The sequence below is a fragment of the Chryseobacterium jejuense genome, assembly GCF_900100075.1.
Taxonomy (GTDB): Bacteria; Bacteroidota; Bacteroidia; order Flavobacteriales; family Weeksellaceae; genus Chryseobacterium; species Chryseobacterium jejuense.
This window is the reverse complement of the sequence record NZ_FNEG01000002.1, coordinates 139,251-161,737: the sequence shown is the minus strand read 5'-3', so window position 1 is coordinate 161,737 and position 22,487 is coordinate 139,251. Positions and strand designations below refer to the sequence as shown.

At 36.3% G+C, this 22,487-nt stretch carries 18 protein-coding genes, 3 tRNA genes and 1 riboswitch; of the genes, 15 read left to right on the top strand and 6 right to left on the bottom strand.

What is annotated here, in order from left to right; translation table 11 throughout:
- The first annotated feature begins 43 nt into the window (after window positions 1-43).
- The 15 genes from BLS98_RS06375 to BLS98_RS06300 all read left to right on the top strand — a co-directional run bounded on the left by BLS98_RS06375 (window position 44) and on the right by BLS98_RS06300 (window position 19,615).
- Window positions 44-2,023 (top strand): heavy metal translocating P-type ATPase, encoded by a 1,980-nt coding sequence (locus tag BLS98_RS06375; RefSeq protein ID WP_089734723.1) that lies wholly within the window; start codon window positions 44-46, stop codon window positions 2,021-2,023.
- Window positions 2,024-2,866: 843 nt separating this feature from the next.
- Window positions 2,867-3,229 (top strand): hypothetical protein, encoded by a 363-nt coding sequence (locus tag BLS98_RS06365; protein ID WP_089734719.1) that lies wholly within the window; start codon window positions 2,867-2,869, stop codon window positions 3,227-3,229.
- 183 nt (window positions 3,230-3,412) lie between these two features.
- Window positions 3,413-3,685 carry a YHS domain-containing protein gene (locus tag BLS98_RS06360; protein WP_089734717.1) on the top strand — a complete coding sequence of 91 codons (273 nt, stop codon included), beginning with the start codon at window positions 3,413-3,415 and terminating at the stop codon, window positions 3,683-3,685.
- On the top strand, window positions 3,672-4,349 hold the full coding sequence (locus BLS98_RS06355) for an SCO family protein (RefSeq protein WP_089735686.1): 678 nt from the start codon (window positions 3,672-3,674) through the stop codon (window positions 4,347-4,349). The genes BLS98_RS06360 and BLS98_RS06355 overlap by 14 nt, the downstream gene beginning before the upstream one ends.
- A 137-nt stretch (window positions 4,350-4,486) precedes the next feature.
- On the top strand, window positions 4,487-5,161 hold the full coding sequence (locus BLS98_RS06350) for a superoxide dismutase (RefSeq protein ID WP_089734715.1): 675 nt from the start codon (window positions 4,487-4,489) through the stop codon (window positions 5,159-5,161).
- A gap of 3 nt (window positions 5,162-5,164) precedes the next feature.
- Window positions 5,165-5,536: a hypothetical protein gene (locus BLS98_RS06345; protein WP_089734713.1), complete on the top strand. Its 372-nt coding sequence runs from the start codon at window positions 5,165-5,167 to the stop codon at window positions 5,534-5,536.
- A gap of 415 nt (window positions 5,537-5,951) precedes the next feature.
- Window positions 5,952-6,875 carry a hypothetical protein gene (locus tag BLS98_RS06340; RefSeq protein WP_089734711.1) on the top strand — a complete coding sequence of 308 codons (924 nt, stop codon included), beginning with the start codon at window positions 5,952-5,954 and terminating at the stop codon, window positions 6,873-6,875.
- Between the two features lie 4 nt (window positions 6,876-6,879).
- Complete coding sequence (locus BLS98_RS06335) at window positions 6,880-8,859, top strand: TonB-dependent receptor plug domain-containing protein (protein ID WP_089734708.1); 1,980 nt, start codon at window positions 6,880-6,882, stop codon at window positions 8,857-8,859.
- A gap of 41 nt (window positions 8,860-8,900) precedes the next feature.
- Window positions 8,901-9,761 (top strand): MbnP family protein, encoded by an 861-nt coding sequence (locus tag BLS98_RS06330; protein WP_089734706.1) that lies wholly within the window; start codon window positions 8,901-8,903, stop codon window positions 9,759-9,761.
- A 16-nt stretch (window positions 9,762-9,777) separates the two neighbouring features.
- A complete protein-coding gene (locus BLS98_RS06325; RefSeq protein ID WP_089734704.1) occupies window positions 9,778-10,797 on the top strand; it encodes a cytochrome-c peroxidase in 1,020 nt (339 codons plus the stop codon).
- A 128-nt stretch (window positions 10,798-10,925) separates the two neighbouring features.
- Window positions 10,926-11,112: riboswitch (cobalamin riboswitch) on the top strand.
- Window positions 11,113-11,297: 185 nt separating this feature from the next.
- Window positions 11,298-13,268: a TonB-dependent receptor plug domain-containing protein gene (locus tag BLS98_RS06320; protein WP_317040618.1), complete on the top strand. Its 1,971-nt coding sequence runs from the start codon at window positions 11,298-11,300 to the stop codon at window positions 13,266-13,268.
- Entirely contained in the window at window positions 13,265-14,401 is a 1,137-nt protein-coding gene (locus BLS98_RS06315; RefSeq protein WP_089734700.1) for a YncE family protein, read from the top strand. The genes BLS98_RS06320 and BLS98_RS06315 overlap by 4 nt, the downstream gene beginning before the upstream one ends.
- Before the next feature lie 15 nt (window positions 14,402-14,416).
- Window positions 14,417-15,637, top strand: coding sequence for a cell surface protein (locus BLS98_RS06310; protein WP_089734698.1), 1,221 nt, complete (start codon window positions 14,417-14,419; stop codon window positions 15,635-15,637).
- A 30-nt stretch (window positions 15,638-15,667) separates the two neighbouring features.
- Window positions 15,668-17,944, top strand: a complete 2,277-nt coding sequence (locus tag BLS98_RS06305; RefSeq protein WP_089734696.1) for a DUF5074 domain-containing protein — start codon at window positions 15,668-15,670, stop codon at window positions 17,942-17,944.
- A 309-nt stretch (window positions 17,945-18,253) separates the two neighbouring features.
- Window positions 18,254-19,615, top strand: a complete 1,362-nt coding sequence (locus BLS98_RS06300; protein ID WP_089734694.1) for a hypothetical protein — start codon at window positions 18,254-18,256, stop codon at window positions 19,613-19,615.
- Window positions 19,616-19,846: 231 nt separating this feature from the next.
- Here the strand turns inward: BLS98_RS06300 and BLS98_RS06295 are convergent, their stop codons facing one another.
- The 6 genes from BLS98_RS06295 to rpsT form a co-directional block, all read right to left on the bottom strand.
- Window positions 19,847-20,626: a T9SS type A sorting domain-containing protein gene (locus tag BLS98_RS06295; protein WP_089734691.1), complete on the bottom strand. Its 780-nt coding sequence runs from the start codon at window positions 20,624-20,626 to the stop codon at window positions 19,847-19,849.
- A 203-nt stretch (window positions 20,627-20,829) separates the two neighbouring features.
- On the bottom strand, window positions 20,830-21,600 hold the full coding sequence (locus BLS98_RS06290; RefSeq protein ID WP_089734689.1) for a T9SS type A sorting domain-containing protein: 771 nt from the start codon (window positions 21,598-21,600) through the stop codon (window positions 20,830-20,832).
- 245 nt (window positions 21,601-21,845) lie between these two features.
- Window positions 21,846-21,917 (bottom strand) — tRNA-Glu (locus BLS98_RS06285).
- 65 nt (window positions 21,918-21,982) lie between these two features.
- Window positions 21,983-22,054, bottom strand: a tRNA-Glu gene (locus tag BLS98_RS06280).
- Between the two features lie 80 nt (window positions 22,055-22,134).
- A tRNA-Glu gene (locus BLS98_RS06275) sits at window positions 22,135-22,206 on the bottom strand.
- Window positions 22,207-22,216: 10 nt separating this feature from the next.
- On the bottom strand, window positions 22,217-22,471 hold the full coding sequence (rpsT, locus tag BLS98_RS06270; RefSeq protein WP_002983073.1) for a 30S ribosomal protein S20: 255 nt from the start codon (window positions 22,469-22,471) through the stop codon (window positions 22,217-22,219).
- Window positions 22,472-22,487: the final 16 nt, after the last annotated feature.

The following is a 22,487-nucleotide window of genomic DNA, read 5'->3' as shown; positions in this document are numbered from 1 at the left end:
ATTGCATGAGTCTCACCACTAAATTTGTATAAAAATAACAGGTATGGAAAAGTGCTGTAATACAACCCCGGAAAAAGAAACAAAAAGACATCAACATAATCACTCAGAAGGAGATGGACATGACCATGATGGACACGATCATTCTCACGACTCAGGAGGTCAGACGATCTTTCAAATGTTTCTCCCAGCGATTATATCTTTTGTAGTCTTATTATTAGGAATTGCTTTTGACAACTATATAAAACCTACATGGTTTACAGGATGGGTACGATTAGTCTGGTTTTTGGCAGCGTACATCCCTGTAGGATTTCCAGTCCTGAAAGATGCTTATAAAAGTATTATCAAAGGAGATGTGTTTTCAGAATTCTTTTTGATGAGTATTGCTACCATTGGTGCATTTGCCATCGGAGAATATCCTGAAGGTGTTGCGGTGATGCTTTTCTACGCAGTAGGAGAGGTTTTCCAATCTATGGCAGTAACCAGAGCCAAAGGAAACATCAAAGCTTTACTGGATCAGCGACCAGATGAGGTAACGATTATAGAAAATAATCAGCCTAAAACGATGAAGGCTAAAGAAACCAAAGTAGGAAATATTATCCAGCTGAAACCTGGTGAAAAATTAGCCCTCGATGGAGAATTGCTTTCTGATTCAGCTTCATTCAATACTGCAGCTTTAACTGGTGAAAGTAAGCCAGATACTAAAAATAAAGGTGAAGTTGTATTGGCAGGGATGATTAATATGAACAGTATTGCCCTTGTGAAGGTAACTACAGCTTATGAAGACAGTAAATTAAGCAAAATATTAGAACTCGTTCAGAATGCAACCGCTCAGAAAGCACCTACGGAACTATTCATTAGAAAATTTGCAAAAGTATACACTCCAATTGTCGTATTACTGGCTATAGGAATTACTTTCTTGCCTTATTTCTTTGTTAGTGATTATCAGTTCAGAGATTGGTTGTACAGAGCATTAATCTTCCTTGTGATTTCATGTCCTTGTGCCTTGGTGATCTCTATTCCATTAGGATACTTTGGAGGAATTGGAGCAGCCAGCCGAAATGGTATTTTATTCAAAGGAAGTAATTTCCTGGATAGCATTGCAGAAATTCAGAATGTAGTGATGGATAAAACCGGAACAATGACAGAAGGAGTCTTCAAAGTTCAGGAAGTAAGTATTAGTTCTGAGTTTAATAAAGACGAAATCATGCAGTTGGTAAATCTGCTGGAAAGTAAAAGTACACACCCTGTAGCCACGGCAATTCACAATTATGTAGGAGATATCAATTATTCCATTCCAATGGAAAATGTAGAAGAAATTGCAGGTCATGGATTAAAAGCAACAGTCAACGGAAAAGAACTTCTGGTAGGAAACTTCAAACTAATGGATAAGTTCAATATCAGCTATGATATCAACCATGCTAATATTGTATACACCCTAATTGCGGTAGCATACGATAAAAAGTTTGCAGGATATATCACGATTGCGGACAGTATTAAAGCAGATGCCAAAGAAACGGTTGATAATCTTCATAAAATGGGAGTAAAAGCAACCATGTTAAGTGGAGATAAAGGTACTGTTGTAAAATATGTTGCAGATCAGCTTGGTATTGATAACGCATTCGGAGATCTTTTACCGGAAGATAAAGTGAATAAAGTAAAAGAAATCAAAGCCAAAAATCAGACTGTAGCTTTCGTAGGAGATGGAGTGAATGATGCTCCGGTAGTTGCTTTAAGTGATGTGGGAATAGCTATGGGAGGTTTAGGAAGTGATGCCACCATTGAAACAGCAGATGTTGTGATTCAGGATGATAAACCAAGTAAAATTCCGATGGCCATTAATATTGGGAAAAAAACGAAAAAGATCGTTTGGCAGAATATTATTCTTGCCTTTGCTGTAAAAGCGGTAGTTCTTGTACTTGGTGCCGGAGGTTTGGCAACAATGTGGGAAGCGGTATTTGCTGATGTGGGAGTTGCTTTGCTGGCAATTTTAAATGCAGTGAGAATTCAGAGAATGAAATTTTAATCCAAAAAACATACAACTAAATTATATTAATGAAGGCTCTGCTGGTTACAGCGGAGTCTTTTTTGTGATGTAGAGGAAAAAGATTGCTGGGAGACGCAAGGGTGCAAAGGTTTCTACTTATGTTGCGCATATTTTAAGGCGCAAAAAAAATCAAAGATTTTTAGCAAGGAGAGAACCAGTGATTTTTTGCCACTAATGCACGAATGAAATCTTTGTGGTTAAAGCTTAAATTTTACGAACTCATTCTTATTGTGCTTATGTGGTGAAAGTTAAATGGGTTTTAACAGCCATACAGAGCCATGCATTTTATATCAATACAATCATTCGTGGCCATAAATATGCAGCATTCAATTTTATCGCAGATAAAATCCTTGCGCCTTAAAAACATGATCTTTTAAAACTCTTAGCACCTTTGCGTATTCCAACCACTTCTGCATCATTCTCAAAAAAAGCTCTGCCGAAAAAACAACAGAGCTTAACAAGATTAAACTTTTATAAAGAACTAATTTTTTTGTTTTGATAAGGAAACGAAGTCAGAAATCTTATTATCAAATGTCGTTATAATATTAAGATGATAACAGATACAGTTTTGTTCAATCTATAGGTAACAGATTATTGAGGGTGGGTGAAATTTCTCGCAGATTTTGCTGATTACTCAGATTGTTTTCCACAATCATCTGTGGAAATCTGTACCATCTGTGATTAAATATAAATGTAATCCTAAAAACTCTCTTCGTCTTCCAACAAAACATAGGTAGTTCAGCAGAATCATTAATGACATTCATCATAAATAGAACAGAAAACAATTTTGAAGTAGTATATTTGTAATACAGAACTGAAGAATTGAGGTTATTTATTTCCATATTTATCATTTTTACAGTTGCAGTACGTCCTGTTCTGCCATTAGTAAATTATGCGGTAAACTATGATTATATTGTGAAAAACCTTTGTGAAAAGAGAGAAGTTCCTCAGTCTACTTGTAAAGGAAAATGCTATGTTGAAAAAGAACTGGCCAAAACAGAAAAGCAATCCAACAGTTCACAGACTATAAAAATTGCCGGACTGGATGTTTTCCTTTCTCATGATATTCTTTCTTTTTCAGATAAAAAAGATACTGAATTAAAAGATGAAACTTCAGATTCATATTATTTTGATTCCCATTCTTCAGATTATTTTTCAAGGATATTCCATCCACCTTTAGTTTAATATTTCACATTGAACTAATATTTTAGTTTTTATCTAAAAAACAGGTAGACAATTCATTACAGATTAACCTAAAAAACTTTGTTAATAGGATTTTATATGATTTCAGATAATCATATAGTTATTGTGATGTACTGTTTAGCCTCATAATTGTATTCAATAGTATTAATTTCAATTTATTATTAAATGAAATCTCCAATTATTTTGATAGCGCTGCTGTCAATAACCCTGTTTTCCTGTGCAAAAGAACCTCAGGTAAAACATAAAAGCAACATGGATTCTTCCGGAGAAAATATTAAAAATGTTCAGGTAGTGAATGAAGAAGATCCTATCTGCCACATGAAAACGGCAGGTTCTTTAAAAGATACAGCAGTATATAAAGCTAAGGTATATGGCTTCTGCAGTTCGTATTGTAAAGATGAATTTAAGAAAAATCCTGAAAGTTATGCCCAAAAATAATCAGAAGAATAACAAGAGCAAGATTATTACTCCGATTGCAATTTTTGCGTTACTGTTCTTAGGAATAGGAGTTGGAATGAGTTATTTTAAAAAGAACCTTTATACGGTGATGAAGGTTCCTGATTTTGAACTGACAGATCAGAACGGTAAAAAAATTACCAATAGAGATATGTTGGGGAAAGTGTATCTGGTCGAATTTTTCTTCAGTAAATGTCCTACCATATGTCCCGTGATGAATACAAATATGAAAGCGGTTCAAAACCAGATCAACAGCCCTGATTTCGGAATTGTTTCCATTAGTATTGACCCTGAAAATGATACTCCGCAAACTTTAAAGGAACATGCCCAAAGAATCGGAGCAAAATCTCCTAACTGGCATTTCCTGACGGGTGACAGAACCTATATTGGTAAACTTGCAGATCATTTTAATATTTATGTAGGAGATAAAGAAGATGAGGCAGAAAGCCTTAATCACAGCGGGATGATTGCTCTTGTAGATGAAAAAGGAAACATCCGCTGCCGATACAATAAAGAAAATATGCCAATTCTTTACTACTCTGGATTGAATTACGAAGACCCAGAAGGAAAAGTACCAAGACTGAACGGAAAATATCATCCGGACAGAGAGATCCTGATTGAGGATATTAAGAAGTTATTAGATTAGAATGGAAGATGGAAGCACGAAGATGGAAGTATTCTTCGTTTATAGAAGAAAAAGAGTACAGATTATTAACTAATAGAACTCCAAGCTTCCTTACTTCCTTTCTAAAGAAATATTGTTTAACCATACAACAAAACGTTATGAAGATTATGAAAATTGCTGCTTTAGGAGCAGTATTAGCGGCTCAGTTTACACTGGCACAATTTAAGCAAACGCCTTTACCCTATGCTTATAATGCATTGGAAGGATCGATAGATGCACAAACAATGGAGATCCATTATTCAAAGCATGGCGCAGCGTATGCAAGCAACCTGAATAAAGCGATTGCAGGAACTCCACAGGAAAAAGAAACCATAATTAAGATTCTTTCTGAGACTTCAAAATTAAGTCCTGCCGTAAGAAATAATGCTGGTGGACATTATAACCACGAGCTTTTCTGGACGATCCTTACTCCGGAGAAAAATACTCAACCTTCTGCTAAGTTAGCAAAGGCTATTACTGAAACTTTCGGAAGTATGGATGCCTTCAAAGAAAAGATGAGTAAGGCAGGGGCAGACCGTTTCGGATCTGGATGGGCTTGGCTTTCTGTAGATAAAAACGGAAAACTTTTCGTTTCCTCTACTCCTAATCAGGATAATCCATTGATGGATATCGTTGAAGAAAAAGGAACTCCAATCCTTGGCATTGACGTTTGGGAGCATGCTTATTATCTGAAATATCAGAACAAAAGAGCAGATTATCTTTCTGCAATCTGGAATGTGCTGAACTGGAAAGAAGTGAGCAAAAGATATGATGACGCTTTAAGCAAGAAATAATTTATGAAATTAATTTACAGCATACTCTTTATTAGCTATATGGTGTTCAGACCTCTGATACCACTGGCTGAGTATGCTGTAAATTATAATTATATTGTTAATACACTCTGTGTTAACAAAAGCAAACCGGAACTTCATTGTAACGGAAAATGCCATTTGAAAAAAGAGCTGGCAAAAACCAATACTGATTTGGAATCTACACCTTTCAATAAGGCAAAAAGCTCAGGGCAGAAAATTTTTGATATGTATACCCTGCCTGAAATTACAGAGGTGCTTCACACTGGAAAAATTGTAATTTCCAATACTAATTTCATCTACGAAACAGCCTATTCTTTTCTGTTTCTAAAATACATCTTTAAACCTCCGGTTTTTTAGTAATCTCCTATAGAAAATTAACCACAAAAGTTATAAAAATTTAGGTGACTATATACAATTTTACACTATTGTCATTGACTACGTCGAATCTTCGATTTCTGACGAAGGAAGAATCTCATATATAACTTAGATTCTTCATTTCACTTTGTTACATTCAGAATGATAGAGTCCATAAGAATATTATATCAGGATTATTGTAAATTGTATATGATTATCAAGGTTTATTCAAGAGAGCCTGAATAAGCTTAAGAGACCTATTTCAAAAAGGGTTACGTATACTTATCCACAGTCTGTGGATAACTTTAAAATACCTTAGGTGTTATCAAAATCTTTTGTGCCTTTTTGTGGTAAAAAATCTTGAATGTTTCTGCATTCAACGTATTTCTATTGTATTCACCCAACTAAAAAATCAACAATGAAAATGTATCAAATTTTCATAATGAGTCTTCTGTTGATGGCTGTTTCCTGCACCCTCGACAAAACTGATTATGAAAGCGAAATCAACACCGCAGTTCCGGAACATTACGAATTTAAAGAAGCAACCACAGTAAATAAAGATGGTTATACAATAAACATCGAGACTTTAAACGGAACATTTTATCAAGGGTATAATGAAATCAGATTAAAGATTACTGACTCCCAGAAGAATGAAAACATCAATGTTGCGGATGTTACTTTTTTACCAATCATGACGAAGGCTGATGGAAGCAAAACTTCATGTCCCTATCAGTACAATCTGGATTATAAACCGGATGGAAAATATTATTCGGGGTATTCTGTATTTACGGATAAAAGTAATACCGCAGCGAGCTGGAAAATTTATCTGAGCTTCACGGTCAACAATAAAATATATACGGTCAACAAAGATCTTACAGTGAACGATCAGAATAATAAAAACCTGAATATGTCCTCGTTTACAGGAAATGATGGGGAACAGTATTGTATTGCCCTTATTTCACCTCAAAAACCGAAAGTGGCGGAAAATAAGCTGGTAGCAGGGATTTATAAATATAACAAACCTTCTGTTTCTACAGGAACTTTTCCTGATCCTTCACAGTTTTCTTATTCGGAAGTGAAAGGCTACACACTACAATTGGATCCAAGAATGCCGGAACCGTCTATGGGTAATCATTCTTCTCCCAATAATCAGGATTTAAAACAAGGAAATGACAGTTTATACCATGGAGTTGTCAATTATACGATGACGGGAAACTGGACCTTAAATTTCATCCTGCTTAATCAAAATGGAAAAATCATCAAGGGAACTAAGGTTTCCACTGATTTTACACCAGGTGTTCCGGGCGCTAAAAGTGAACTTTTTATTGACACCTTATTCTAATTTCATGAAGCAGTTCGGAATCATATTGATGTTTTTGGGAGTCGTAATGAATGCTCAAAACAGAAAAACAAGAAAAGACAGTATTACTCTTTTAGAGAAGGTAGAAGTGAAAGGCAGCAAAAAGAAAATGGGAACCGATATGAAAATGTCAGTTTCAGTAGACGAATTTCTGGCATCTTCAGACAAAATAAGTTTTATAAAACGGGGAGCCTACGCCTGGGAACCTTTACTGAATAACATGAGCACAGAACGTTCTGTTGTTACCATAGACGGCATGCGTATTTTTGGAGCCTGCACCGATAAAATGGATCCGGTGACTTCTTATCTGGAGAGCAATACTCTTTCATCGATAGATATAAAATCCGGTCAGGAAGGGAGCTCGCATGGAGCTACAGTAGCCGGAAGTATTGATTTAAAAAGAAAAAGCACTCCTTTTGGCCTTGAGAAAAAGTGGAATGGAGCTTATCAGACAGGTTTTGAGTTTAATAATAAACAGTTTTTCAATCTTGGAAATATTTCCTATTCCGGGAAAAAACTTGTGGTGGATGGAAGTATTTCCTTCAGAAAAGCACAAAATTATTATGATGGAAATGACGCTGAGGTCAATCATTCGCAATATAATAAATTCAATACCGGAATTGGAATAGCTTATAAAACGAGTCCTTTATCCTCAGTAAGAATAGATGCGATTTTCGATATGGCAAAAAATGTAGGATTTCCTGCATTACCAATGGATTTATGGCTTTCCAGAGCAATGATTACATCAGCTTCCTACAAGCAATTGTTTAATGAAGGATTGATTAAATCCTGGGATACTAAAATTTATTACAATACCATAGAGCATTATATGGATGATACCAGGCGTCCTGAAAATCTTGTACACATGGATATGCCAGGCTGGAGCACCACCTATGGGTTAGTTTCCTCAGTCAATTTGAAAAAAGAACGGTATAGCTCAGCCATAGAACTCAATATGTACAATAATACTTCTATTGCAGAAATGAGAATGTATCCACAGGATAGAAAGAACAGAACTATGTTTGCCTACAGCTGGCCTTGGGTAACTACTCGTTTTGCAGGGCTTTCGATGAATAACAACTGGGAAATATCGGATAAAAGCAATGTAAGCTTTGGAGGATCTTTAGGACTGAATTACAATGAGTCCAAATATGCAGAATTCAACTGGATTTTTCATCCGGGAGCACCTCAGCAAAAAACGAGAATTCTTCCAAGTTTACATGCAGGGTATCAGTTTACAGAGAATCATTTTAGCTTTTCTGTAGGAACCGGCTACGGACATAGAGCACCTTCTGTTTCAGAAGGCTATGGATATTATATCTACAATAGTTTTGATCGATATGATTATATCGGAAATCCCAATTTAAAAAATGAAATTTCTTATGAAACCAATGCCAGCGTAGGTTTTAAAAATGAAAAAATGAGTATTGAAGCCAAAGTAAATTACTTCTATATTCAGAATTATATCATTGGAAAGATTTTAAGTCTGGGAAGTCCTATGAATTATCAATCGGTAGGAGTGAAGGCGTATACTTCACTGGATCATGCAACACTCTTTAATATGGCTCTAAATGCCGGTTATAGCTTTTTACCGGAACTGCACTGGAAAGGAACTTTAACTTATGCCCGAGGAAGAGATGATAAAGGAAAGAATTTACCCTTCATTCGACCTTTAAGCTATCTGACCTCCTTACATTTTACCCATCAAAATTTGGGAATTCAGACTTCTGTAAATGGAGATTTCATCCAACGTAATTACAGTCCAGAATATGGAGAAGATAAAACCCCAGCCTATGCTGTCTGGAATTTCTCCGTGAACTATACTTTCAATATTCAAAAATTGAAAACCGTTTTTCAGGTAGGCGCAGAAAACCTGCTGAATAAATACTACAGCACCTATGCAGATTGGGGGAACATCCCAAGAATGGGGCGTAATATCTACACTTCTTTACAATTTAATTTTTAAGATCAACAACTTTAATTAAAACAACCACTAAAATTTTTACAATGCAAAACTTTAAAAAATATCTACTATTATCCGCTTTTTCATTAGGTGTAATTTCATGTCAGAATAGTGATGATAATCCTGTAGCGAATAATGTAACCCTTGAATTCAATAATACGTTTAAAAATACAACCATTGTTCTTGGAGGAACTACTGCTGCTACCACAAATATTTCTGCAGAGGGACAGGTTCACCACTTTTCAGAATTGAAATATGTAATCAGTAATATTCGACTGATAAAGGCAGATGGTAATGAAGTTCCTTATAAGATTAATGATCTGGATCAGGGAGCTACCGTAATAGATCAATCAAAACCGGAGACTCTTCGTTATATTTTAAGTAATATACCTGCAGGAGAATATAAAAGAATCAAATTCGGATTGGGTGTAAAAAGAGATCTGAATGTACTCGATCAGGTAAGATTTCCAAAATTCTATGCAACCGCAGGAGCCAATGATACACAAATGATGTGGGAATGGGGTGCTGGTTATCGTTTTACCAAAATAGAAGGTTTCTACGGAACGGATAACAAGCAGATGTCTATCCATACAGGAAGTACCATAAAAGGAACGAAAGATAATTTTACACAGGGAGTAGATGCGTACAGAGAGGTTACACTAGATCTGCCTAAAAATGCAATAGTAGACAATAAAGCACCTAAAATTACTGTTAAAGCAGATTTTGATAAGCTGTTGACGGGTAAAATCAACACCATTGTATTGGTTACCGGAACAGGATCAGATGGTAATGCCACTCCGAATATTCATACAGCGAACCAAATGATAAAATTTGTGGATAACCTTGGAGGAAACGGGTCTAGTGATACATCAGGAATGTTTTCAGTGAGTAGTGTTGAAAACTAGATTCATTTTAACTGTAATGGAAAAAGGACTAAGCATTTTAGCAATTTTTATACTGTTAATCTCTTGTAATAATGATTATTATGAGCCAGCTCCGCTTGATAATCCACAATTATCACTCAATATTCCTTTGAATTTTCCGGAACTAAATAACTCGGTGAAAACTAATGTTCCTACAAAGTATGGTGTGGAGTTGGGAGAAAAGTTATTTCACGATAAAAGACTGAGTGCAGATAATACAGTATCCTGTTCCAGCTGTCACATTCAGGGAAATGCTTTTGCGGATAATAATGCTCAGGCGATAGGTATTCAAAACAGAGTAGGCTTACGGAATGTACCGGCTATTCAGAATATGAAGTTTATGAAATTCTATAATTGGGATGGTAATGTCCTTCAGTTGGAAGATCAACCACTCGTTCCTATTATCACTCATGAAGAAATGGGATCTTCTATTTTAGAGGTGATTGGTAAAATAAAGGATGATGTGATGTATAAAGATTTATTCAAAAAGGTATTTGGAGATGAAACTGTTACAGCGGAAAGGATTTATAAAAGTATTGCACAGTACGAGTATACACTTATTTCTGCCAATAGTAAATATGACAGAATAAAAAGAAATGAAGGAGACGTTTTTACAGAAAATGAAAAACAAGGTTACCTTACTTTTCAGCAGAAATGTGTGAGTTGCCATAGTACAGAGCTTTTTACAGATCAGAGCTTCAGAAATATTGGATTTCCACTAAATACCAATACCAATGAGGCCGGACGTGGGAGAGTAACAGGTCTTCCGGAAGATTATATGAGCTTTAGGGTTCCTTCATTAAGAAATGTAGAATATACGGCTCCTTATGGAAGTTTTGGGCAGTTTCCAACTTTAAGAGCCGTTCTTGATTATTTTGATAAAGGGGTTTTAAAGAGTAATAATCTTGATCCTGTCTTTAAAAACAACGGAAACAGAATTCCTCTCACAGAACAGGAAAAGACTCATCTTATCCTGTTTATGAAAACTTTGAGCGACCGTGAATTTGTGAAAAAATAATCATTGAAAAAATAGAAAATTCAGTAGAGATTGATTGTTTAAATCCCGTTATAACCTAACGGGATTTTTCATGTTTATGCATTGATAATCATTTTATTCTGCATCACATTGTATCTGGCGGGAATTTTATATCTTTGCCGAAATTTGGTGAGCCGTAACAGGCTCTTAAAAGGGAATCCGGTGAAAATCCGGAACAGACCCGCTGCTGTAAGCTCCGAACCAGAGTTTTTGAAGAATATATCCACTGTTTTTAGGAATGGGAAGGATTTCAAAAATGGAGTAAGTCAGAAGACCTGCCAGAATAAATAAACGTTTGACGCTTTCGTGGAATAAAGCTTAAGACTACAATGATTCTGTGCAGTAACAGCTGTGCTTAGTCATTGCTTTTCTTATATCCATTAGCGTCATCATTATCCCTGAATGAGCTAATGGTGGCAAAACTGACTACATCTCAACTTCATAAAATTGTTTTCACAATAAGTGTGTTAACATCACAATTCTTGTTTTCTCAAACCAAGAAAAAAGATACTATTAAAGAAGAGGCCATAAAGGCTGTCAATATTTACAAAAAGAACTTTAAAGAAATCCTCCCGGCCCAGATTTTACAGGGCGAAGAGCTTGAACGGTTGAGCAGCCATTCCGTTGCTGATGCCTTACGGTATTTTTCCGGTGTTCAGATTAAAGATTATGGCGGAATGGGGGGCTTAAAGACGGTCAACATCCGAAGCATGGGAAGCCAGCATGTAGGTGTTTTCTATGACGGGATCCAACTGGGAAATGCCCAAAACGGTCTGGTGGATCTGGGAAGATATTCTCTGGATGATCTGGAAGAAATTTCGTTGTACAACGGTCAAAAAAGTGAAATCTTTCAGCCTGCAAAAGACTTTGGATCATCAGGGTCTATCTATTTGCAGCCTAAAACACCAGTATTCACAGGAAACAGAAAAACCAATCTCACTATAAGAGCAAAAAGTGCTTCTATTGATCTCTTTAATCCCTCTTTCCGATTAGAACAAAAGATTTCAAAACGGATCGCAACGAGCTTCAGTGCGGAGTTTCTTCAGAGTGACGGCCTTTATAAATTCCGTTATGGCAGAAAATATCCCAATGGAGAAACTGCTTCTGATACCATTTCCAAAAGATATGATTCAGATATTAAAGCAAAACGCTTTGAAACATCTGTCAATGGAACTTTGAATAATGGAAGCTGGAACATCCGTGGTTATGGTTATATTTCAAACCGTGGTATTCCTGCCCCTATTGTAAAGAACCGTTTTAAGGCAAGAGGAGCAAGAATGCTGGATGAAAGTTATTTTGTACAGGCCAATTTCAGGAAAAAGCTGTTTCCTAAGTTTGAAACTCAGCTGAAGGCTAAGTTTGCTTATGATTACACTTATTTTAATGATACGGTAAGGTCTCAATCCGGGATGCCTGCAAAGAATACTTATATTCAACGGGAGGTTTATCTTTCCTCTTCCAATCTATATTCCATTACCCCTGATTGGGATGTCAGTTTAAATGGAGATTTCCAGTACAATAATCTGGATGCTGACTTGCATAATTTTTCTTATCCTACCCGTTATACCACCCTGGTTGCATTGGCTTCAACCTACCAGTGGAACAGATTTAAGTTTTTAGGAAGTCTTTTAGGAACATTTACTTCTGAAGACGTCAAAATGAATTTCAAAGCTGATGACAGAAGAGAATGGACTCCTGCCTTCTTTATGAGCTATCAGCCTGCTTCCATACCGGAACTTACCGTTAGAGCTTTCTATAAAAATATCTTCAGGCTCCCAACATTTAATGATCTGTATTATACCAGCGTTGGAAATACTTTCCTGAAACCGGAATTTACCCATCAGTATGATCTTGGTTTTACCTATCAGAAAAAGTATAACAAGTCTTTATTCAAAGGACTTTATGTAAAGGTTGATGGTTATTATAACAAGGTGACGGATAAGATCGTTGCCATCCCTACATCCAATATGTTTCGTTGGATGATGCTCAATCTGGGAAAGGTTGAAATTATAGGAGCAGATGTGAATGTTCAGACCGAAATGATGTTGGGGAATGTTAAGATCAAACCATTATTGGCTTATACTTACCAGAATGCCCAGGATAAAACAATCACTAAAGGATTTAAAGAAACTTATTATGGGGAGCAAATCCCTTATACACCAAGACATAGCGGATCTTTCACCTTAATGGCAGATTATAAAGACTGGAGTTTTAATTACAGTACAATCTATGTTGGGGAAAGATATGACGGACAGCAGGATAATATCCGGTATAACTATATTCAGCCCTGGTATACCCATGATCTTTCTGTTCAGAGAAAACTAAGCCTTGCCGGGCATCCTTTTAAAATAAACCTTGAAATGAACAATGTCTTTAATCAATATTATGACGTTGTCCTGAACTATCCCATGCCGGGAAGAAACTTCAGACTCACTCTAAACTTTACATTATGAAGAAGCTAAATCTGTTTTTTTTATTTTTTGTATTCATTGCCCTTACTTCCTGTCGTACTGATGACACGATCATTCCTATGGAAGTAGTGGAAGGACTTAACCCCGTTGAAAAAAACACCATAAAAGGATTCTACGTATTGAATGAAGGAAATATGGGAAGTAATAAATGCACCCTTGATTTCTTTGATTACACCAAAGGAACCTATTTCAGGAATATCTATTCCGAAATTAACCCCAATGTTTTGAAAGAATTGGGAGATGTAGGAAATGATATTAAAATTTATGGCAGCAAGATGTACATTGTAGTGAATGTTTCCAATACCATTGAAGTTCTGGAAGCTAAAACAGCTAAACATATCAAGTCTATTTATTTACAGAATTGCAGATACATGACCTTTAAAGATGGGAAAGCCTATGCGAGCAGTTATGCTGGTCCTGTGGATATCAACCCGCTGGCTCCCAAAGGAAAAGTAGCAGAAATAGATACTTTATCCCTTACTATTCAACGTACTGCAACAGTTGGATATCAGCCAGAAGAAATGGAAATTGTAGGAAATCAGTTATTTGTAGCTAATTCCGGAGGATATATGGTTCCGAATTATGATAAAACCGTTTCAGTAATTGATCTGAACACTTTTACTGAAAAGAAAAAAATTGATGTAGCCATCAATCTTCACCGTCTTAAAAAGGACAATTATGGAGATCTGTATGTAAGCTCAAGAGGAGATTACTATAACGTTCCTTCCAATTTATATCTGGTAGATGCAGCAACAGGCACTATTAAAAAAGATTTTCACATTGCTGTAAGTGAAATGACCATCGTGAATGATAAGCTGTATTACTACGGCAATGAATTCAACTATAATACCCATGCCTACGTAAAAACATTTGGGATCATTGATGTAAAAACGGAACAGGTCATTTCCAACAGAATTATTGACAAAGAGTATGAAGACATTATTAAAACTCCATACGGAATTGCAGTAAACCCAATTACAGAAGACATTTATATGACAGACGCCCGAAACTATGTTTCCATGGGATTTGTATACTGCTTTGATAAAAACGGACATTTTAAATGGAAAACTGAAGGGGGAAATATCCCTGCCCATTTTGCCTTTTTATATAATTAAACAAAACTGATAAACATGAATAAAAGAACGCTTAATTATTTAAAGACAGGACTTTTATCCCTGCTCTTTGCAGGAATAATTGCCGCTTGCCAAAGTGATGATGAGGTTGTAGCACCGGTTCCTGTTGATCCGGAAGTAATACCACCAGCATTTAAATTAGATACGGCTTATACCATTGAACGTTTCAGAGTATTGAACATCCCTACCAATATTTCCGGAAAAATTACCTGGAGTATTAAAGATTCAATTATTTCCGAAAATTCTGAACTGGAATTCATCAGTACCAAAACCGCGACCTATCCTTTGACATTAAAGGTGGGAACTGATAAAGTATTTCATTCTAAAATCAAAGTAACGAAGGAAGCTGTAACGCTGAGTAAATACATTTCTAAAGTATTTGATTTCCATCCGGCTGTTGGTCAGTTTATGAACGAAATTCCAGAGTTTGAACAGGGAAATACCGAAACAGATATGATTAAAAAAGCCAACAGCTATCTGGTAGGATCAAATCCGGCGATGGTAAGTCTTGGTGGTTTTGGTGGTTATGTAGTGTTTGGTTTTGATCATACTATTCCTAATCTGGAAGGGAGAGACTTTAAAGTTCTTGGGAATGCATTTTTTGGAAATGCAGCCAACGATCCCCGCTCAGGAAATTGTGAGCCGGGAATCATTATGGTGGCTTATGACAAAAACAAAAATGGAAAACCCGATGATAATGAATGGTATGAGATTGCAGGGAGTGAGTATTTTAAAAATACAACGATAAAAGACTACAATATTACTTACTTCAAACCCGATGAAAATAAAGCACCCGTTCCGGGTAATAGTGGATGGCAGACTGATATAGAATATATAAAATGGCAGGATAATCTTGGAAATACAGGATTCAAAACAAAGAATACTTTCCACTCACAAAGTTATTATCCATTATGGTTTGCCAATGCATCTTATGGCTTTACAGGGACAAGACTTAAAGATAACTTTTACGATCAAAGTGGAACAGGAACCTATTGGGTAGGTAAGTCTTATGATTTTGGATATGCAGATAATGCCCCAAACAATGATGAAGCTTCTAATATTGATATTGCCTGGGCTGTTGACAGAAACGGGAAGTATGTAAAACTACCGGGAATTGATTTTGTAAAAGTATATACAGGAATCAATCAGGAAGCAGGCTGGCTGGGTGAAGTTTCTACAGAAGTAGCCGGAGCTTACGATTTACATTTAAAAAAATAATCAACCTATAATATCTTTAAATTAATAAAAATGAAAAAGTTTTACCTTTTTACTCTACTTTTTCTGTTTGCATTTTTTACGAATGCTCAGATAAAAGTACAGGGGGTACCCCGGAATGATATTTCTGGAAATACCCCATTAACCACCACAAATGTTACCGCGAATATCAGCTTTTCTGATATCCAGTATTGGGTGGGAACAGGTTCCAATCAGGCTGCATTTGTAGTACAATGGAATGATAGTAAAAATCCTGACGCCCTGGTTTGGGGATTCAGATGGGATGGAAATGCCACTGGAGAAGATATGCTGAAAGCCATTGCCAAAGCAGATAAAAGATTCTTTACTTTACTGTATCCGGGAACTCAGTTCGGAACTGCGGTAGGAGGTATGGGGTTTGATCTGAATGGGCAGGATTCAAATGCTTTAATCAAAAACAATAATGCAGCATATCCTCTATATCCTTTAGACGGTATTGTGAAGACTACCCAATATGACTTTGATGAATATACTGCAAAGGATACTAACGATCACTGGATGTCTGGCTGGTATAATGGTTTCTGGTCCTACTGGGTGAAAAATCCAACAGATGCTGATTTCGGATTTTCAGGAGTAGGAGCTAGTTCTCGTATCCTTGAAAACGGAGCATGGGATGTGTGGAACTATAGCCCAATGTCTGGATCACCTGAAATATCCTCTACAATGACACCTGTTTCTCCTTATGTAAGTTCTACGAATTTTACTGATGGATTCTTTATGGTTAATGAAGAGTGGTTCGGGCATACCAATGGCTCGGTTAACTTTATAAATAATAACGGTCAGATCAACTATCGTGTTTATAGTAACGCTAACAATAATCACGCTTTTGGAGCGACTACACAGTATGGAACAATCTATGGAGACAAATTCTATTTTGTGTCTAAGCAGGCTGCTGACGGAGGAGACACGCAGTATACACCAGGTGGAAGATTGGTAGTAGCCAATGCTCAGACCATGCAGAAAATTGCAACCTTTAATAATATTGGAAACGGAGACGGAAGATCATTCCTTGGTGTAAATCAGCATAAAGGATATATCGGAGCCTCTAACGGAATTTATCTGTTTGATATTGATAACCTTCAGGTTGGAAGCCTGATTGCAGGAACAGGTGGTGGAAGCCAGTATTCAGGGCAAATCGGAAATATGATCCGTACTTCAAAATATGTTTTTGCCGTGAAACAAACTGCAGGAATTTTAGTAATTGATCCTAATACTGATACTGTAGTTACAACAATTGCAGGAGCTTTTAGTTCTATTGTTCAGGCAAAAGACGGAAGTGTTTGGGCTATTCAGAATCAAAAACTGACTAATATTGATGCTGCAACACTTACCGTTCAGGATTTTAGTATTCCTACATCTAAATATTCAGATTCATGGGGTGCCTGGAATGCCGGAAGCTTTACGGCAAGTAATACAGAGAATACTTTATACTGGATTAAAGCAGGATCTGGTTTTAACGCCGGAAACCAAATTGTAAGATTTGATGTTACAACTAAAGTCTTTAATGAAACATTTATTACCCTTCCCGGGCAAACAGGAAACTTTAAGCAGATTCCTTACGGTGCAGCACTTCGTGTAAATCCTTCTACAGGAAATCTTATTCTTAATACTACAGAAAGCGGATATGGAGCACATTTCCAAAAGAACTGGATCCATACATTTAATACAAGCGGAGCTCTTATTGATACTAAAATCTTAAATGATTACTATTGGTTCCCTGCATTGGCTGTGTTCCCTGATAATACAGCTCCTGTAGTAAGCAGCACTTTTCCGTCACAGGTTACAGCAACAGGTACTACAGCTATTGATCTGAAAACATTGGTTTCTGATGAAGACAGTTTTGGAGCATCTATTGTAAAATCTGTGAAGTCAAATAGTAATCCATCGGTAGTTTCTGCAGAAATTAATACCAATGAAGAATTAACACTTACTCCAATAGGTTCAGGAACAGCTGATATTGTCATCAGCTTCAATTCAAACGGTAAAGTAGTGGAAAGAACACTTAAAGTAAACAGTACTACTTCTACATTAGCAACAGCTGAGGTTAAAAAGATTGAATTTAGCATTTATCCAAACCCTGTTACGGATATTCTGTATATCAAAACACAGGAAAAAGTGATTCATGTTGCTATTTATGATGTTACAGGAAAACTTATCAATACCCAGTACAATAATGGGCAGGTAAATGTAAGCATGTTACAAAAAGGAATGTATATCCTAAAAGCTACAACTGACAAAGCTGTATACCAGCAAAAACTGATTAAAAATTAATTTTAGCATAGCTAATTTTTGTTTCACTCTGACCCGGCCAATTTCTGGCCGGGTTTTGTTTTGACCAAATCGGACATGTTTTTTTTAGTGTTGCCAAAAAAAGATGAAAATTTTAAGTATTTATTCAAAAACTTATAGAGCGTTGATGATGAAAAATACAAGGGTTGCGCCCTTTCGGTTATTGAGGGTGTAGAAGACATGTAGAGTGTCTGGAGTACGATGGATATTGTAACTGTTGTATATAAGGCGTATATCTATTTTTGGAGGTCGGGGTACCGAAAATATACTTTTGCTACAAAATCAAACCAAATGAAAAACAGAAAAAATTATTTATTACCCTTGATATTCTTTGCGAATATCTTATTCTCTCAGGTAGGTATAGGTACGGCCAACCCCAGGGGTGCGTTAGACATCAATAAAGAAACCACCAATAATATGGGGTTGGTTCTTCCTACCAATTCAGATCCTAAAAACATGATTACCCCAAAAGGAGGAGATATTGCTATAGGAACAATTATGTATGACTCCACATTAAGTTGTGTAAGGGTATTCAAGCCCACAGGATGGTCCAATTGTCTATGTGATCAATGTGGTCCTACACCTGGCCCCGGTTTTACTTTAGACTGTTCCAGCGGTACTCTTAGTGGGACTTTTACTGCGGGAACTCAGGCAAATGGGACTAAAGTCATTAATTATACCAATGCAACAGGCCAATCTTACCCAGGTATATCAGCGGCCTCTTCGGGAGTTTCAGGTCTTATAGCCTCAGCAGGTGCAGGAACATTAGCGAATGGAAACGGAAGTATTTCCCTCAATATTTCAGGAAATCCATCATCTTCAGGAACTGCATCATTTACCATAAATATTGCAGGCCAGTCTTGTAGTTTTTCTGCGAATGTAAGTGCAGGAGTGATTCCCAAAAGAATGATTTTATCTTTAGGAGGCGGAATGTATACACCTAATCCGGGAAATACAACAGCTCCTACCACAATATTACAGTCGTCAGCAAACTTTGGTCCTACGGGAACCGTTCCATCACAAGGATTTGATATTAAAACAGTAGGAACTACACAGGGAAAACTTGCTGCAAACATTGCTACATATAATCCATATATGATTATTTTTACTTGGGATTATTCCTCCAATGCAGCAGATGCTGTAGCACTTAAAGATTATCTTGATAAAGGAGGACGGGCGATGATCTTTTTACAGCAGGCACAACCGAACCAGTTACTAAACCAAATCTTTGGTGGTACAACTACTAATAATGCGGCTACTGGAACAGGTCTTGTTAAACAGATAGCCAATCTTAGCCATCCTATCCTTAATGGTCCGTTTGGAGATGCAAGAGGAAATTTGGTGGGAGATGATAATGACGATTCCAGTTCTTATACCAATGCTAATATCAACAGCTCCAATGTCGATATTTTATCCACAAACAATGGTCAGATGGTTGGTTTCATCCATAAAACATACAAATTATTCTTTTGGGGAGATGGTGGATTTCCACTTGGAGCAGTAAATGACGCTTCAGCAGCATCCTATCCGGCAGGAGTAGATGCATCCGGAAAACCAATCCCAAAAACCAAGTTTGGTACCGGAACATCAGCTTCATCTGTAGTTTACAACAGTATTTTATATGCCAATGCAGTAGCATGGATGATGCAGTAAAAAAAGTTAACATTCCTATTAATATTTGTTTGGGCACTAGAAATCTTAAAACAGTTTTGGTTTAACATCACAAGTCTATTTTAAATTGTACACAAGTGTGGATAAGGCAGGTTTTATGTAACCTGTCTTATTTTTTTAGTAAAATATTTGAAGGATTAGTTTTGAGGATAGATATAAATAAAAAAAGCGGCAGGCTTTTTTAAGCCTGCCGCCTCTGGCATGTTTAATTATTTATTTAAGTAAAACCTTACTTGAATGTGTTTTTCCATCCTTAGTCTGAAGTTTTATAATGTATAAACCTTCAGGCTGGTTGGTTTCAAACGTATTGGAATTTAATTTGGTGCTGAATACTTCTTTTCCGGAAGTGTTGATCAGAGTAACCTCCGAACCTTCTACTTTTAAGTTTTTATCCAGAGTAACCTGACCATTTTGGCCGTGAGCCATAAAACTAATGAAAGGATCTCTGTATTGGTATCCGTAATATACTCTAAACTCTCCACCTAAACTCAATAATCCACCATTTACATTGATCTTAATACGGTCATAAGGCTTGTTCATGGTAAGTTCAATTTCACCTTTACTTGGATCACCAGCCCCAAGCTTTAAAATGTCATTGTTTAAGTTTTGGTAATCATTGTTAGAAACATTTCCGTTGAATGTCTCAATAGATACACCCCCTAATACTTGTGCACTTAGAGGAGTTCCGTTAGAACCAATACCAATCACCAATTTGTTGGTGTAAGTACTGTTAGGGAAAATTAATGTCTGTTCAGTACGGGCTAGTAAGCCAATGGATACCTGTAGAACGGAATAGTCACTCTCGTTAGGACCAATTGCATTCAATGGATTTAGAACTCCACAGCCTATACATACGCCGTATACCTGATTCGCTTGGGCATTTGCATAATATTTTACAATTTGTGCAAATGACATGTTGCTTGCTAGAAACAATAAAGAAGCAAAAATAGCAGTCTTAATACTGCGTGGACTCAATAATAAATTAGTTTTCATATATTAAAATTTTGATTTTTAGTTTTTTGTAAATTTATAAATAAAATGATTATGTTAAATAATTTATTTCATTTTTTTGTGATATGCTAATATTTAATTTATATAAACTGTTTTTATTAATGATAAATTAATATATGTCGTTCTTTTAAGCATAAAAAAGCGGCAGCCTTTTTAAAGACTGCCGCTTTTTCTATGTTTATCATTTATTTAATAATGACTTTCTTAGAGTATGTTTTTCCTTCCTTAGTTTGAAGATTCATGATGTAAACTCCTCCAGGTTGATTAGCATCAAATGTATTGCTTCTAAGCTTTGAACGAAACACTTCTTTTCCTGAAGTATTAGTCAAAGAAACTTCAGAACCTTCTACATTAACATTTCCGCTCAGGGTTACCTGTCCATTCTGGCTATGAGCTAATAAGTGAATCAATGGATCCTGATAAGCATAATAAATTCTAAATCCACCTCCAAGGCTTAATACCCCTCCGGTTAAACCGATTCTTATTCCATCATAAGGTTTTGTAGGCTTAAATTCTACTGTACCTCTGTTAGGAGTTGCTCCCAACTTTAGAAGACTGATGTCTATCGTTCTGCGGTCCTCGTTAGAAGTTCCTCCGTTCATCGTTTCAAGAGTTACTCCACTTAATAGTTGTACAGATAAAGGAATGTTATCCGTTCCAATTCCTACAACAAGCCTTGTGTCGGCTCTAAGATCAGGGAAAATTAATGTTTGCTGAACTCCACCTAATAAAGCAGTTCCCAATACCATTGTGGAATAATCATCTTCATTACCTCCAACGGCATTCAGCGGATTATCTACTCGGCATCCTAAGCAGGCTACTCCAAATACACCAGAACTTTGAGCGTGAGCATAGATTCTGTCCTGACCAAATAAAAGTTGAGCAGAGAATAAGCAAATCGCAATTAAAGCAGCTTGAAAAGAGAATGTATCTCTCAGAAGTAAATTAAATTTCATGTTATTATTTTTTAGATGAATAGTTTTAGTCAAATTTAAGGAATTAAAGAAGACACAGAAAATAATATTTCCATTTTTGGTGATATTTTTAATGAAATTTAATATTCCTCAAAATAATTAAGTGAGATATATCTTTCTCAATAAGAATGGTCGTGGAATTTTAAAGTTATTGAAATAAATCCTGAAATAGGATAGGGGGAAGGGGATTAAAACAAAAAAAGGACTTTCGAAAAAGTCCTTTTTAGTAGCCCGTAGGGGAATCGAACCCCTCTTACCAGAATGAAAATCTGAGGTCCTAACCGATAGACGAACGGGCCCTCTATCTTCCACTACCGAAATAGTGTGTTAGTTTTTGTTTTTATAAGTATCAACTCTTAGTTTGTAGCCCGTAGGGGAATCGAACCCCTCTTACCAGAATGAAAATCTGAGGTCCTAACCGATAGACGAACGGGCCGGTTAGATGTGTTTAAGTAATAGCTTTCTACTTTGTTTTTAAAAACCACTGTAAAAACTCAGTGGTTTTTAAAAATTAAGTAGCCCGTAGGGGAATCGAACCCCTCTTACCAGAATGAAAATCTGAGGTCCTAACCGATAGACGAACGGGCCGCTATACTTATTACGCTAATTTATTAACGTGCTTTGTCAATTTGCTTTTTAAGTTAGCTGCTTTGTTTTTGTGGATAATATTTTTCTTAGCTAATTTATCCAATAAAGCGATAACTTTTGGCAGTTGCTCTGTTGCAGCAGCTTTGTTTTCCTCATTTCTTAAGGCTTTCAATGCTGTTCTAGCAGTCTTGTGATAATATCTATTACGAAGTCTTCTAGTTTCGTTCTGTCTGATTCTCTTTAGTGCTGATTTATGATTTGCCATATCGTTCAAATGTGAG

Bases quoted from the DNA above. Each gene is read 5' to 3' on its own strand.
- BLS98_RS06310 (WP_089734698.1), top strand. From the start codon at position 14,417: ATGAATAAAAGAACGCTTAATTATTTAAAGACAGGACTTTTATCCCTG.
- BLS98_RS06375 (WP_089734723.1), top strand. From the start codon at position 44: ATGGAAAAGTGCTGTAATACAACCCCGGAAAAAGAAACAAAAAGACAT.
- BLS98_RS06290 (WP_089734689.1), bottom strand. From the start codon at position 21,600: ATGAAATTTAATTTACTTCTGAGAGATACATTCTCTTTTCAAGCTGCT.
- BLS98_RS06360 (WP_089734717.1), top strand. From the start codon at position 3,413: ATGAAATCTCCAATTATTTTGATAGCGCTGCTGTCAATAACCCTGTTT.
- BLS98_RS06345 (WP_089734713.1), top strand. From the start codon at position 5,165: ATGAAATTAATTTACAGCATACTCTTTATTAGCTATATGGTGTTCAGA.
- BLS98_RS06315 (WP_089734700.1), top strand. From the start codon at position 13,265: ATGAAGAAGCTAAATCTGTTTTTTTTATTTTTTGTATTCATTGCCCTT.
- BLS98_RS06330 (WP_089734706.1), top strand. From the start codon at position 8,901: ATGCAAAACTTTAAAAAATATCTACTATTATCCGCTTTTTCATTAGGT.
- BLS98_RS06340 (WP_089734711.1), top strand. From the start codon at position 5,952: ATGAAAATGTATCAAATTTTCATAATGAGTCTTCTGTTGATGGCTGTT.
- BLS98_RS06355 (WP_089735686.1), top strand. From the start codon at position 3,672: ATGCCCAAAAATAATCAGAAGAATAACAAGAGCAAGATTATTACTCCG.
- BLS98_RS06350 (WP_089734715.1), top strand. From the start codon at position 4,487: ATGAAGATTATGAAAATTGCTGCTTTAGGAGCAGTATTAGCGGCTCAG.
- BLS98_RS06305 (WP_089734696.1), top strand. From the start codon at position 15,668: ATGAAAAAGTTTTACCTTTTTACTCTACTTTTTCTGTTTGCATTTTTT.
- BLS98_RS06295 (WP_089734691.1), bottom strand. From the start codon at position 20,626: ATGAAAACTAATTTATTATTGAGTCCACGCAGTATTAAGACTGCTATT.
- rpsT (WP_002983073.1), bottom strand. From the start codon at position 22,471: ATGGCAAATCATAAATCAGCACTAAAGAGAATCAGACAGAACGAAACT.
- BLS98_RS06300 (WP_089734694.1), top strand. From the start codon at position 18,254: ATGAAAAACAGAAAAAATTATTTATTACCCTTGATATTCTTTGCGAAT.
- BLS98_RS06325 (WP_089734704.1), top strand. From the start codon at position 9,778: ATGGAAAAAGGACTAAGCATTTTAGCAATTTTTATACTGTTAATCTCT.
- BLS98_RS06335 (WP_089734708.1), top strand. From the start codon at position 6,880: ATGAAGCAGTTCGGAATCATATTGATGTTTTTGGGAGTCGTAATGAAT.